The organism is Enterobacter sp. Taxon_8 (assembly GCF_058354585.1).
In genome coordinates, this window is sequence record NZ_CM177989.1 from 3724769 (window position 1) to 3738532 (window position 13764).

14 protein-coding genes are annotated in these 13764 nt (G+C 55.6%); 8 read left to right on the forward strand and 6 right to left on the reverse strand.

The annotated features are described in order from the left end of the window. Positions 1-31 precede the first annotated feature (31 nt). The 5 genes from pcnB (at position 32) to panD (ending at position 4096) form a co-directional block, all read left to right on the forward strand. The gene (gene pcnB / locus AC4IBF_RS17745) at positions 32-1429 is read left to right on the forward strand and encodes a polynucleotide adenylyltransferase PcnB (protein WP_202977124.1); all 1398 of its coding nucleotides are present in this window, start codon (positions 32-34) and stop codon (positions 1427-1429) included. After that, positions 1426-1905 (forward strand): 2-amino-4-hydroxy-6-hydroxymethyldihydropteridine diphosphokinase, encoded by a 480-nt coding sequence (gene folK / locus AC4IBF_RS17750; protein ID WP_143344655.1) that lies wholly within the window; start codon positions 1426-1428, stop codon positions 1903-1905. Before pcnB ends, folK begins: the two co-directional genes overlap by 4 nt. A 122-nt stretch (positions 1906-2027) precedes the next feature. After that, on the forward strand, positions 2028-2819 hold the full coding sequence (gene panB, locus AC4IBF_RS17755) for a 3-methyl-2-oxobutanoate hydroxymethyltransferase (RefSeq protein ID WP_045401071.1): 792 nt from the start codon (positions 2028-2030) through the stop codon (positions 2817-2819). Positions 2820-2830: 11 nt separating this feature from the next. Next, on the forward strand, positions 2831-3682 hold the full coding sequence (gene panC / locus AC4IBF_RS17760; protein ID WP_126303559.1) for a pantoate--beta-alanine ligase: 852 nt from the start codon (positions 2831-2833) through the stop codon (positions 3680-3682). Positions 3683-3715: 33 nt separating this feature from the next. Next, positions 3716-4096 carry an aspartate 1-decarboxylase gene (gene panD, locus AC4IBF_RS17765; RefSeq protein WP_006810068.1) on the forward strand — a complete coding sequence of 127 codons (381 nt, stop codon included), beginning with the start codon at positions 3716-3718 and terminating at the stop codon, positions 4094-4096. Between the two features lie 3 nt (positions 4097-4099). Here the strand turns inward: panD and AC4IBF_RS17770 are convergent, their stop codons facing one another. The 4 genes from AC4IBF_RS17770 to AC4IBF_RS17785 form a co-directional block, all read right to left on the reverse strand. Continuing rightward, on the reverse strand, positions 4100-5347 hold the full coding sequence (locus AC4IBF_RS17770; protein WP_115876423.1) for a polysaccharide deacetylase family protein: 1248 nt from the start codon (positions 5345-5347) through the stop codon (positions 4100-4102). 62 nt (positions 5348-5409) lie between these two features. Next, positions 5410-5850 (reverse strand): PTS sugar transporter subunit IIA, encoded by a 441-nt coding sequence (locus AC4IBF_RS17775; RefSeq protein ID WP_133293795.1) that lies wholly within the window; start codon positions 5848-5850, stop codon positions 5410-5412. A 104-nt stretch (positions 5851-5954) separates the two neighbouring features. Beyond that, positions 5955-6725, reverse strand: a complete 771-nt coding sequence (locus AC4IBF_RS17780) for an ABC transporter permease (protein ID WP_023334536.1) — start codon at positions 6723-6725, stop codon at positions 5955-5957. Then, complete coding sequence (locus AC4IBF_RS17785) at positions 6722-7648, reverse strand: ABC transporter ATP-binding protein (protein WP_008501946.1); 927 nt, start codon at positions 7646-7648, stop codon at positions 6722-6724. The genes AC4IBF_RS17780 and AC4IBF_RS17785 overlap by 4 nt, the downstream gene beginning before the upstream one ends. A 107-nt stretch (positions 7649-7755) precedes the next feature. Between AC4IBF_RS17785 and can the strand changes: the two genes are divergently transcribed. Continuing rightward, entirely contained in the window at positions 7756-8418 is a 663-nt protein-coding gene (can, locus tag AC4IBF_RS17790; protein WP_008501947.1) for a carbonate dehydratase, read from the forward strand. 61 nt (positions 8419-8479) lie between these two features. On the opposite strand, the gene hpt is transcribed toward can, so the two are convergent. Next, the gene (hpt, locus tag AC4IBF_RS17795; RefSeq protein ID WP_008501948.1) at positions 8480-9016 is read right to left on the reverse strand and encodes a hypoxanthine phosphoribosyltransferase; all 537 of its coding nucleotides are present in this window, start codon (positions 9014-9016) and stop codon (positions 8480-8482) included. 208 nt (positions 9017-9224) lie between these two features. Between hpt and AC4IBF_RS17800 the strand changes: the two genes are divergently transcribed. Then, positions 9225-11615 carry a glucose/quinate/shikimate family membrane-bound PQQ-dependent dehydrogenase gene (locus AC4IBF_RS17800; RefSeq protein WP_491462993.1) on the forward strand — a complete coding sequence of 797 codons (2391 nt, stop codon included), beginning with the start codon at positions 9225-9227 and terminating at the stop codon, positions 11613-11615. Between the two features lie 85 nt (positions 11616-11700). On the opposite strand, the gene cueO is transcribed toward AC4IBF_RS17800, so the two are convergent. Beyond that, positions 11701-13269 carry a multicopper oxidase CueO gene (gene cueO, locus AC4IBF_RS17805; RefSeq protein WP_479974952.1) on the reverse strand — a complete coding sequence of 523 codons (1569 nt, stop codon included), beginning with the start codon at positions 13267-13269 and terminating at the stop codon, positions 11701-11703. Between the two features lie 145 nt (positions 13270-13414). On the opposite strand from cueO, the gene AC4IBF_RS17810 reads away from it, so the two are divergent. Further along, a complete protein-coding gene (locus AC4IBF_RS17810) occupies positions 13415-13762 on the forward strand; it encodes a YacC family pilotin-like protein (RefSeq protein WP_014882582.1) in 348 nt (115 codons plus the stop codon). Positions 13763-13764 lie beyond the last annotated feature (2 nt).

Below are 13764 nucleotides of genomic sequence, written 5' to 3' on the forward strand. Positions count from 1 at the left end.
TTTCATAACAAAACACACTACGAGGTGTACCATTTTTACCCGAGTCGCTAATTTTTGCCGTAAAGTGCTAAGCCGCGAAGAGAGCATGGCGAACGATGCTATTGCACAGCCACACATGTCGGTTATCCCGCGTGAGCAGCACACAATTTCCCGCAAAGATATCAGTGAAAATGCCCTCAAGGTGCTCTATCGTCTGAATAAAGCGGGCTACGAGGCCTATCTCGTAGGCGGTGGAGTGCGTGATTTACTGCTGGGCAAAAAACCGAAAGATTTCGACGTGACGACCAGCGCCACGCCTGAGCAGGTGCGCAAACTATTCCGTAACTGCCGTCTCGTTGGCCGCCGTTTCCGTCTGGCTCACGTGATGTTTGGCCCAGAAATTATTGAAGTGGCAACCTTCCGCGGCCACCACGAAGCCGGCGCGTCCGATCGCACCACGTCACAGCGCGGCCAGAACGGTATGCTGCTGCGTGACAATATCTTCGGCTCTATCGAAGAAGATGCCCAGCGTCGCGACTTCACCATCAACAGCCTTTATTACAGCGTGGCGGATTTCACCGTGCGCGATTACGTCGGCGGCATGCAGGACCTGAAAGAAGGTCTGATCCGTCTGATCGGCACGCCGGAAACGCGCTATCGTGAAGATCCCGTGCGTATGCTGCGCGCCGTGCGTTTCGCCGCCAAGCTGAACATGCGCATCAGCCCGGAAACGGCAGAGCCTATTCCGCGTCTGGCGACTCTGATTAACGACGTGCCCCCTGCCCGCCTGTTCGAAGAGGCCCTGAAGCTGCTGCAGGCCGGCCACGGCTTTGAAACCTACAATCTGCTGCGTGAATACAACCTGTTCCAGCCGCTGTTCCCGACCATTACCCGCTACTTCACCGAAAACGGTGACAGCCCAATGGAGCGGATGATTGTGCAGGTGCTGAAAAATACCGATACCCGCATTCGCAACGACATGCGCGTGAACCCGGCGTTCCTGTTTGCCGCGATGTTCTGGTATCCGCTGCTGGAAACGGCCCAGCGCATCACCCAGGAGAGCGGACTCGCCTATTACGATGCGTTCGCGCTGGCCGCCAACGACGTGCTCGACGAAGGCTGCCGCACGCTCGCCATTCCGAAACGTATTACCACTCTGGTGCGCGATATCTGGCAGCTTCAGCTGCGCATGTCCCGTCGTCAGGGCAAACGCGCCTGGAAGCTGATGGAGCATCCTAAATTCCGCGCAGCCTTCGATCTCCTGTCGCTGCGCGCGGAAATTGAACGCAACCAGGAGCTGCAGCGTCTGGCGCAGTGGTGGGCCGAATTCCAGGTTTCCGCCCCGCCAGAACAAAAAGATATGCTCACCGGGCTGGATGAAGAGCCGGAACCGCGTCGCCGTCATCGTCGCCCGCGCAAACGCGCGCCGCGTCGTGAAGGAACAGCATGACCCTCGCGTATATCGCCATCGGCAGCAATTTAGCCTCTCCGCTGGAGCAGGTGAATGCTGCCGTACAGGCGCTGGGTGAGATCCCGCAAAGCAAGATTGTGGCTGTCTCCTCGTTCTACCGCACTCCGCCGTTGGGTCCGCAGGATCAGCCTGATTATCTGAACGCCGCCGTGATCCTTGAGACTGAACTGGGCCCAGAAGAGCTGCTGGACAATACCCAGCGCATCGAACTGCAGCAGGGCCGCGTTCGCAAAGCCGAGCGCTGGGGACCGCGCACGCTGGACCTCGACATTATGCTGTTTGGTCACGAGACCATTAACACTGAACGTCTCACCGTTCCGCATTACGACATGAAAAATCGCGGGTTTATGCTCTGGCCGCTGTTTGAAGTCGCCCCCGATCTTATCTTCCCGGATGGCACCCCACTCAAGTCCATTCTGGACAGCCTCAACGCGGAAAGACCCACTCGCTGGTGATCGGGTTCCCTTGCTGATTAGCCTCAAAATAATTATGGCTAATCGGTTACCTAAAATCATTGTTCCCTCGAATGTTACTGTTAGAATGCGCAAAGATTCGCTTTGGGCTATCAGGAAACAGTATGAAACCAACCACCATCTCCTTACTGCAGAAATGCAAACAGGAAAAAAAACGCTTCGCCACCATCACCGCGTATGACTACAGCTTCGCCAAACTGTTTGCCGAAGAGGGGATCAACGTCATGCTGGTCGGAGATTCGTTAGGGATGACGGTACAAGGACATGATTCCACCCTGCCGGTGACGGTTGAGGATATCGCTTACCATACCCGCGCCGTGCGCCGTGGCGCCCCAGCCTGCCTGCTGCTTTCCGATCTGCCGTTTATGGCCTACGCCACGCCGGAGCAGGCATTTGAAAACGCGGCAGCGGTGATGCGTGCGGGCGCTAATATGGTCAAAGTTGAAGGAGGCGCCTGGCTGGTGGATACGGTGAAGATGCTCACCGAGCGTGCCGTGCCGGTGTGCGGCCATTTGGGTTTGACGCCGCAATCCGTCAACATCTTTGGTGGATATAAAGTGCAGGGCCGTGGTGATGCAGCCCAGACGCTGCTGGATGATGCCCTGGCGCTGGAAGCCGCAGGTGCCCAACTGCTGGTGCTGGAGTGCGTGCCGGTTGAGCTGGCGAAGCGCATTACTGAAGCTCTGTCGATTCCGGTGATTGGTATTGGTGCGGGCAACGTGACTGACGGTCAGATTCTGGTGATGCACGACGCCTTTGGCATCACTGGCGGACATATTCCAAAATTTGCCAAAAATTTCCTCACCGAAGCGGGCGACATGCGCGCTGCGGTCAGGCAGTATATTGCCGACGTTGAATCCGGTGTTTACCCGGGTGAAGAACACAGTTTCCATTAAGGAGTCTCGTTGTGCTAATCATTGAAACCCTGCCGCTGCTTCGCCAGCATATCCGCCGCGCGCGTCAGGAAGGTAAACGTATCGCACTGGTCCCGACCATGGGCAACCTGCATGACGGCCATATGAAGCTGGTTGACGAAGCAAGAGCCCGTGCAGATATCGTGGTGGTCAGTATCTTCGTTAACCCAATGCAGTTTGACCGCGCCGACGATCTGGCACGCTATCCGCGTACCCTGCAGGAAGATTGCGAGAAGCTCAAAAAACGCCATGCGGATATCGTCTTCTCACCTGCACCGGCGGATGTTTACCCGCAGGGTACTGAAGAGGCAACCTACGTTGACGTCCCGGGCATTTCCACAATGCTCGAAGGCGCGAGCCGCCCGGGTCATTTCCGCGGCGTTTCCACTATCGTCAGCAAGCTGTTCAACCTTGTGCAGCCGGACGTTGCCTGCTTCGGTGAGAAAGATTTCCAACAGCTGGCGCTGATCCGCAAGATGGTTGCGGATATGGGTTACGATATCGAGATTGTCGGCGTACCGATTGTACGCGCCAAAGACGGTCTGGCGCTCAGCTCGCGAAATGGCTACCTGACCGCCGACCAGCGTAAAATCGCGCCGGGCTTAAGCAAGGCCATGAATACCATGGCAGAACAGCTTCTGGCGAAAGAGTTAACTGCCGAAGAGATTATTGCTCTGGCTGAACAGGCGCTGAACGATAAAGGCTTCCGCGCTGATGATATTCAAATTCGCGATGCCGACACGCTTCTGGAGCTTACACAGACCAGCAAACGTGCGGTCATTCTGGTGGCGGCATGGCTTGGTCAAGCGCGCCTAATCGACAACAAAGTGGTTGAACTGGCGTAGGTTTCTCTACCCGGAAGATGAAAGGTAAACGTAATGATTCGCAAAATGCTGCAAGGTAAGCTTCACCGTGTGAAAGTCACCCAGGCCGACCTGCACTATGAAGGCTCCTGCGCCATCGACCAGGATTTCCTTGATGCCGCGGGCATCCTTGAAAACGAAGCGATTGATATCTGGAACGTTAACAACGGCAAACGTTTCTCAACCTATGCCATCGCCGCCGAGCGCGGGTCTAAAATCATCTCCGTTAACGGCGCGGCAGCGCACTGCGCTGACGTGGGCGATATTGTGATTATCGCCAGCTTCGTGATGATGTCTGATGAAGAGGCACGCCGCTGGCAGCCGAAAGTCGCCTATTTTGAAGGCGACAACGACATGAAACGTACCGCGAAGGCGATTCCGGTTCAGGTTGCTTAAGCATTATCCCTGCGGCTGATTGCTGATCAGCCGCGACATTGTTTCCAGCGAATCCGTTCTTAAGATGTACAGGCGTTTCAGTAAGAACGGATTATCCCCCGGCTTCACCTTCCCTTTCACCGTCGTCACTGCAAGATGGAAACCGGCATCATTTGCCGCCTTTATCGCTTTATTGTCGTAGCCGCCAAACGGATAGGAAAGATAGAGCACGCGCGGGTTAAACTGCGCCAGCGCGCGACGCGAGCGTTCAAAATCAAACAAAATCACGTGATAGCTGCGGCTCAGTAAAATCGGGTGCTTATACCCATCCACGCGGTGCAGGAAGTGGGTATGTGACTGAATATCAAACACATCCTGAATGCCCTTTATCTCCTGCACGCTCATAAACTGCAGCGATTTGGGGTCCCATTTCTGCGGGTGGCCTTTAATGCGGGAAGAGATAATAAATGCGGTAGCCTTGAAGCCGTATTCTTTCAGCACAGGATAGGCATAGCGGCTGACGGATTTCAGGCCGTCGTCAAAGGTTATTACCACCGATTTTGCAGGCAGGTTCATTTTGTTACGCACGTACCCTTCCAGCTGGTACATCGTCAGGGTGGTATAGCCCTGATCGCGTAACCAGGCCATCTGGTTGTTAAACGCACGTACGCTGGTGGTCGTGGACGTATGTCGAAAGCGCGTGTTTTCTTCATCACGCAAAATATGATGGTAGGTCAGAACCGGAAGTCCATTATCTTCCTGCGCATCCAGGCTGCTGATCCACGCCAGACGATTGCCGATGCGGATCTGAAACCAGGTCTGATTCAGGCGGTCTTTCAGTTTGTTTAATATGGGATAGCGAAGATTGGCGCTTAATGTGCCGAACGGCGCGCTACCGCTCGACGGCGCGTTATAGACCGGCGTGTCTTTCCAGGTAATGAGATTCTGATTGCTCAGGGGTTTATTGAGATCGCCGAGGCTGTCCTCAACGCGCTGTTTCCCCTGAACCGGCTCCAGGTGCCCTTTATCGATAAAACCCGTGCCAAAACCGAAGCGAAATTCATAGTAGTCCGCCGCCGCGGGCACGACGGCCAGGATCTGCCCGGCGCGCACGTTACCGACGTTGATCACGCTGTTTCCCACCTGTGCCCAGATCGCCGCGTCTTCGGTGGTTTGCATGTACTGGGCAGGCAGCGTTTGCTGGCTGAGTAAACTGGCTGAGCTGACGCCGGAAATGAGCATCAATAGCAGGAAAAGAATGCGCGGTAGCATGGTGTCTTAATCGGTGCGGAAAACTGCCGCTATTGTAACAAATGAGACATCAATACCAACGTTTAATTCTTATACAAATCGTGGAGCAGGACGAAAGGAGGATTTTTTTGCTGCTGATGCCACAAGCTGCTGACGCCCGGAACGCCCTGCGCCACGATGGCCTGGCGAAACTCAGCGCTGCTTAAGGATCCACGCTGCGGATACATTAACGCCAGCAGGGAGAGGTTAATACCCGAGATCACTTCACAGCACGCGTGCTTATGGCTGAGCAAAGCGGCTGCGCGGTAAGGCGCCGCGCCCGATTTATCGGTAAGAAAGATCACGCCATCACCGGTGTCGGTTTCATGCAGGGCATCGCACATCATGCGGCTAAGCATGTTGGTGCTCAACCCGCGCCAGTAGTTTACCGCCCGGCATTGCACCAGCGGGCCAAATCTGGCTTCAAGCTTATCCAGTATTTCCTGCGCCTGTTCATCGTGGCAGGTGATAACCCATCCCAGCATAACTCTCTCCTTAGCAGGCAAGTAGTTTAGCGAAGTGAAGGTTAGCTTTCGGTGATAACTGTCAAAGAAAGTGCCCGGCAAACTAAACGTCGCCGGGCAAAAGATTAGCTGCGCAGACCGCGTCCGCGCTGGATCAGATACCAGCAGAGCAGGTAGAAGGCGATGATGAACACCACCAGCACCGCTACCGTGGTAAACAGCGGCACATCGGTAATGCCGAGGAAGCCAAAGCGAAAACCGCTGATCATGTAGACAATCGGGTTCAGGTGCGACAGCGCCTGCCAGAACGGTGGCAGCAGCGTCAGGGAGTAGAACACCCCGCCGAGATAGGTCAGCGGCGTCAGCACGAAGGTCGGGATCAGGCTGATATCGTCAAACGTCTTAGCGAACACAGCGTTCAGTAGTCCGGCCAGCGAGAAGAGGATTGCCGTCAGGAGCAGCGTCAGCGCGACGAACAGCCACGAGTGGACCTGGAACGGCACGAAGAACAGCGAAATCGCCGTGACCAGGATCCCCACGCACAGCCCGCGCGCTACGCCGCCGCCAACATAGCCCGCGATAATGACGTGCGTCGGCACAGGCGCAACCAGCAGCTCTTCAATATTGCGCTGGAACTTAGCGCTGAAGAATGACGACGCCACGTTGGCGTAGGCGTTAGTAATCACCGCCATCATTATCAGACCCGGCACGATAAACTGCATATAGGTAAAGCCGTGCATTTCACCAATCCGGGAACCAATCAGGTTACCGAAGATGATGAAATAGAGCGTCATCGTGATGACCGGTGGCACCAGGGTTTGCACCCAGATACGCATAAAGCGGTTAATCTCTTTCGCCCAGATGCTTTTCAGCGCGACCCAGTAAAGATGCGTCATGCCTTGTCTCCTTGTTTGTCCTGTACCAGAGAGACAAACAGCTCTTCCAGTCGGTTCGCTTTGTTACGCATACTTAAGACCTGAATCCCCTGCGCGCTCAGCTGCGAGAACACACTGTTAATCCCCTGCTCGCGCAGCACTTCCACCTCCAGCGTCGAGGTATCGACGAGGCGATACTGATACCCTTCAAGCTTCGGCAGCGGGCTTTTAGCCGCCAGATCGAGGATGAAGGTTTCTGATTTCAGCTTGGAGAGCAGATTCTTCATCGAGGTGTTCTCCACCAGCTCACCGTGCTGGATGATGCCGATGTTGCGGCAGAGCATTTCAGCCTCTTCAAGGTAGTGGGTGGTCAGAATAATGGTGGTGCCTTTGTCGTTGAGATCCTTCAGGAAGCCCCACATGGAGCGTCGCAGCTCGATGTCTACGCCCGCCGTTGGCTCATCAAGAATCAGCAGTTTTGGCTCGTGCATGAGCGCGCGGGCAATCATCAGGCGGCGCTTCATCCCGCCGGATAACATCCGTGCGCGTTCGTTACGCTTTTCCCACAGGTCGAGCTGCTTGAGGTATTTTTCGCTCCGTTCAAGGGCCTCTTTACGCTCGACGCCGTAATAGCCCGCCTGGTTAACGACGATTTGCTGCACCGTCTCGAACGGGTTGAAGTTGAACTCCTGTGGTACCAGCCCCAGCTGGCGCTTGGCGTTGACCACATCTTTTTGCAGGTCATAACCAAAGACGCTCACCCGGCCGGACGTTTTATTGACCAGCGAACTGATAATCCCAATGGTGGTCGATTTCCCCGCGCCGTTCGGCCCCAGAAGCGCGTAAAAATCACCGGCCTCTACTTTTAGATCTATTCCGCGTAGCGCCTGAACGCCGCCCGGATAGGTTTTTTTAAGCTGCTCAAGCTCCAGTGCAATTGCCATGAAATTAACTTACCTTCAGTTCTGACACACGTTGTGTGGTTTCATTAAAAGTCGGGTTACCCTATAGTAGCGCAACGCAATTACTCGGTTACAGGTCGCTAACCTCCATGAACAACATAGATACACTCATCAGCAACAATGCACTATGGTCAAAAATGCTGGTGGAGGAAGACCCCGGATTTTTTGGAAAACTCGCGCAGGCGCAAAATCCACGCTTTCTCTGGATTGGATGCTCCGACAGCCGCGTACCGGCGGAGCGCCTGACCGGCCTCGAGCCCGGCGAACTGTTTGTTCACCGCAACGTAGCCAACCTGGTGATTCACACCGATCTCAACTGTCTTTCTGTTGTTCAGTATGCCGTTGACGTTCTGCAAGTCGAGCACATCATCATTTGCGGCCATTACGGCTGCGGCGGCGTGCAGGCGGCGGTTGAAAACACGGAGCTGGGGCTCATTGATAACTGGCTACTGCACATCCGCGATATCTGGTTCAAACATAGCTCACTGCTGGGTGAAATGCCGCAGGAGCGTCGCATGGATACCCTTTGCGAACTCAACGTGATGGAGCAGGTGTATAACCTGGGCCACTCAACGATCATGCAATCAGCGTGGAAACGCGGGCAGAAGGTCTCTATCCACGGCTGGGCGTACGGAATTCACGATGGTCTGCTGCGCAATCTGGAAGTGACTGCCACCAACCGCGAAACGCTGGAGCAGCGTTACCGTTCTGGGATTGCCAACCTTCAGCTTAAGCATGTGAATCATAAATAAAGCCGGGGATGTTCTCCCTCTCCCTGCGGGAGAGGGCCGGGGTGAAGGCATCAGCCCGCAATTACTCGTCCAGCAATACCACTTTCCCAACATACGGCAGATGGCGATAACGCTGCGCGTAGTCAATGCCGTAACCGACGACGAATTCGTCAGGAATTGAGAAACCCACGAACTCTACCGGCACCTGCACTTCACGGCGGTCAGGCTTATCCAGCAGGGTGCAAATCGCCAGCGATTTTGGCTCACGCAGGCTCAGGATCTCGCGCACTTTTGACAGCGTATTGCCGGAGTCGATAATGTCCTCAACGATCAACACATCTTTGCCACGAATATCTTCATCCAGGTCTTTCAGGATTTTCACATCACGGGTGGTGGACATGCCGCTGCCGTAGCTGGAGGCGGTCATAAAATCGACTTCGTGGGGCACATGCACTTCACGGCACAGGTCTGCCATGAACATGAAAGAGCCACGCAACAGACCGACCAGCACCATTTCGCTGCCGCTGTCCTTGTAATGTTCGGTGATTTGACGACCCAGTTCGGCGATACGCGCTTTGATCTCGGCTTCCGGGATCATCACTTCAACAGTATGTTTCATATTACTAACCAAATGATTTTAATGAAAATCTCTCAATACGGATGAGTTAATATCCAGCACTGATACGCAAGCCCCTCATTATATCAGCAAATGGATAAGCCTGGCGTATGAGTTATAAAAAGCAAATATTGTGATTCCGATCACACTTGTTAATACCTATAATTAGTTGCTAGCAAATTATTAACAAAAACTGACGAGTACACTTTCTATGGCTGAAACAAACTCTAAACAGCCGCGTCTACTGGTGACATTAACAGCAGCGTTCGCAGCCTTCTGCGCGCTGTATCTGTTAATCGGTGGCGTCTGGCTGGTCGCTTTAGGCGGCTCCTGGTACTACCCGATTGCGGGCCTGGTGATGGTTGCCGTAACCGTCCTGCTGTTGCGTAGAAAACAATCCGCACTGTGGCTGTATGCCGCATTCCTTCTTGCCACCATGATCTGGGGCGTCTGGGAAGTCGGCTTTGACTTCTGGGCGCTGACCCCGCGCAGCGATATTCTGGTCTTCTTCGGTATATGGCTGATCCTGCCGTTTGTCTGGCGTCGCCTGATCGTGCCGTCCAGCGGTGCCGTTGCGGCGCTGGTAGTAGCCCTGCTGATCAGCGGCGGTATCCTGACCTGGGCCGGCTTTAACGACCCGCAGGAGATCAACGGTACGCTGAACGCAGAATCGACGCCTGCGGCGGCGATCTCACAGGTCGCTGACGGCGACTGGCCTGCCTATGGTCGTAACCAGGAAGGCCAGCGTTACTCCCCGCTGAAGCAGATCAACGCGGACAACGTTAAAAACCTGAAAGAAGCCTGGGTATTCCGTACCGGCGACCTTAAGATGCCGAACGATCCGGGTGAACTGACCAACGAAGTGACGCCAATTAAAGTCGGCGATATGCTTTATCTGTGTACGGCGCACCAGCGTCTGTTCGCGCTCGACGCGGCCACCGGTAAAGAGAAATGGCACTTCGATCCGCAGCTGAACTCCAACCCGTCCTTCCAGCACGTGACCTGCCGTGGCGTCTCTTACCACGAAGCGCGCCCGGATAATGCGAGCCCGGAAGTCATTGCCGACTGTCCTCGCCGCATCATGCTGCCGGTCAACGATGGTCGCCTGTTCGCCATCAATGCCGAAACGGGCAATCTGTGCGAAACCTTTGCCAACAAAGGTATCCTGAATCTGCAGACCAACATGCCTGACACCACACCGGGTCTGTATGAGCCAACCTCACCGCCAATCATCACCGATAAAACCATCGTGATTGCCGGTTCGGTAACGGATAACTTCTCCACGCGTGAAACCTCCGGCGTTATCCGTGGTTTCGACGTGAACACCGGTAAACTGCTGTGGGCCTTCGACCCGGGCGCGAAAGATCCAAACGCGATCCCGTCTGACGAGCACACCTTTACCTTTAACTCGCCAAACTCCTGGGCGCCAGCGGCGTATGACGCGAAGCTGGACCTGGTCTACCTGCCAATGGGCGTTACTACGCCAGATATCTGGGGCGGTAACCGCACGCCGGAGCAGGAACGTTATGCCAGCGCTATCGTGGCGTTGAACGCGACCACCGGTAAGCTGGCCTGGAGCTATCAGACCGTACACCACGATCTGTGGGATATGGATATGCCGTCCCAGCCGACGCTGGCGGACATTACCGTTAACGGCAAAACCGTTCCGGTGATTTACGCCCCGGCCAAAACCGGCAACATCTTCGTGCTGGATCGCAGCAACGGCAAGCTGGTTGTGCCTGCCCCGGAAAAACCGGTACCGCAGGGTGCGGCGAAAGGCGATTACGTCAGCAAAACCCAGCCGTTCTCCGACCTGAGCTTCCGTCCGAAGAAAGACCTCAGCGGGGCAGACATGTGGGGCGCCACGATGTTTGACCAGCTGGTGTGCCGCGTGATGTTCCATCAGCTGCGCTATGAGGGCATCTTCACGCCGCCTTCTGAGCAGGGCACGCTGGTCTTCCCGGGTAACCTGGGGATGTTCGAGTGGGGTGGGATCTCCGTTGACCCTAACCGTCAGGTAGCGATTGCTAACCCGATGGCGCTGCCGTTCGTTTCCCGTCTGATCCCACGTGGTCCGGGCAACCCAATGGAGCAGCCGAAAGACGCGAAAGGCAGCGGTACCGAAGCCGGTATTCAGCCGCAGTATGGCGTACCGTTCGGCGTAACGCTGAACCCGTTCCTGTCGCCGTTTGGTCTGCCGTGTAAACAGCCTGCCTGGGGTTACATCTCCGGTCTGGATCTGAAAACTAACCAGATCGTGTGGAAAAAACGTATTGGTACCCCGCAGGACAGCATGCCTTTCCCGATGCCGGTTCCAGTGCCGTTTAATATGGGTATGCCAATGCTGGGAGGCCCAATCTCCACCGCCGGTAACGTGCTGTTCATCGCGGCAACCGCAGATAACTACCTGCGCGCGTACAACATGACCAACGGTGAGAAACTGTGGCAAGGCCGTCTGCCAGCGGGTGGACAAGCCACGCCGATGACCTATGAAGTGAATGGCAAGCAGTACGTTGTCATCTCTGCGGGCGGTCACGGTTCGTTTGGCACGAAGATGGGCGACTATATCGTCGCGTATGCACTGCCTGACGAAAACAAGTAACTGAAAAGCCCGGTGGCGCTTACGCTTACCGGGCCGTCGGGTACGCTATGCAGGCCGGGTAAGGCGAAGCCGCCACCCGGCTTTTTTATACGGTAAAGCCCAGCATCATCCCCGTATCTTCATGCTCCAGCAGATGGCAGTGCGCCATATAGGCAAACTCCTTCGGCGCATCGTGGTCAAACTTCACCAGCACCTCGCTGACGCCGCCTTCCACCTTCACCGTATCCTTCCAGCCCGCGCGATGCGCGTCCGGCGCTTTACCGTTCTCAGAGAGAATGCGGAACTGGGTGCCGTGGATATGGAACGGATGCAGCATCATGTCCCCTTCGCCTGAAATCACCCAGCGCTCAAACTGGCCCTTTGTCGCAGCAAACATCGGCGTATTCATGTCGAACGCCTTGCCGTTGATCATATTGGCGTTGTGGAAATCAAAGCCATGGTCGCCGTGATTCATGTTCCCCATGCCGCCCATTTTTCCATGGTCCATATTCATATGGCCCATCATCTGCCCGTGATGCATTCCCGCCATCGCCTTATCGCCATAATTCGCCATCAGCGCCTGCATCCCCATCATATCGAGCATCGGGTTCATGGAGAGCTGCAGCTTGCGTTGCGTAAGCCCATCAAGCGACGGAAGTGCCGGCATAGTGGTTAACGTATCAGGGAGCGTGCCGGAAGCGGTCACCAGTAAAGGCTGGATACGCAGCACCGGATGCGGCTTGTCAAACGGCGCGACCGCCATCCCCATCTGGCTAACCGGCAGCGTCACGAGGTCAAACGCCTTGCCGTCGCTGATGTCCACCAGCACCTCAAAGCGTTCGCCCATCAGCATCGGCAGCTCGCTCACTTTCACCGGCTCAGGCAGCAGCCCGCCGTCGCTGGCGACCACGTACAGCGGACGCTTATCGCTGGTAGCAAAATTGAGGGAACGCGCGTTACAGCCGTTAAGCAGACGCAGGCGCAGCCAGCCTTTCGGCGCGGCGTGCTGAGGATAAATGGCGCCGTTGGTCAGCAGCGTGTCGCCAAACCAGCCTACCGCCGCGCTCATCACATCCAGCTGGTAGTCAATTTGCCCGTCAGCGGTGAATTTCTTGTCCTGCACAATCACCGGCACATCGTCGATGCCCCACTGTTTCGGCAGGCGCAGCAGGCGACTCTCGTCGTCTTCAATCAGCACCAGTCCCGCCAGCCCCATCGCCACCTGATGGCCCGTTTTGCCATGCTGATGCGGATGGAACCAGCAGGTTGCCGCGCGCTGGTCAGGCGTAAAGGTGACGCTGCGCGAGCCGCCCGCTTTGATGATGCCCTGCGGCCCGCCGTCTACCTCTCCCGGCACTTCCAGCCCGTGCCAGTGCAGCGTCGTCTCTTCGGCGAGCGTGTTGTGGATATCCACCGTCACCGCTTTCCCTTTACGCAGCTGAAGCGCCGGACCGAGCAAATTGCCGTTATAGCCCCACGTCGTGGCGTTGTGCGCACCGAATGTTGTTTTGCCTGCCTGAACCACAAGCTGGATACGGCTGCGGGCGTCAGCGGTCACCAGGTCAGGGATGGGTAAGGCAGGCCTGTCAGCCGCGAAAACCGCGCGGCTCCAGAGGGGTAATGCGCTGGCAGCCCCCAGCACAGCGGAATATTTTAAAAAATCACGACGTTGCATGTTCATTTCCTTATTTCCAGCAGGCGATCTTTTGAGCATAAACCCTCCCCTTACCGGAAGGTCAAGTAAAGCGGCAATAATAAAGATCGTCGCACTGGCATCAAGTATGCTAACGTTAATTTTCCGTGAAGAAGTGGTAGAAGCAATGAAGACGTTTTTCAGGACAATTTTGTTCGGTAGCCTGATGGCAATGTGTGCGAACAGCTATGCGCTAAGTGAAAATGAAGCGGAAGATATGGCCGATTTAACGGCGGTTTTTGTATTCCTGAAAAATGATTGTGGCTACCAGAATTTACCCAACGGGCAGATTCGCCGCGCGCTGGTCTTTTTTGCCCAGCAGAACCAGTGGGATCTCAGCAACTACGACAGCTTCGACATGAAGGCGCTCGGCGAAGACAGCTACCGTGACTTAAGCGGTATTGGCATTCCCACTGCTAAAAAATGCAAAGCGCTGGCTCGCGACTCACTCAGCCTGCTCGCCTACGTTAAATAACC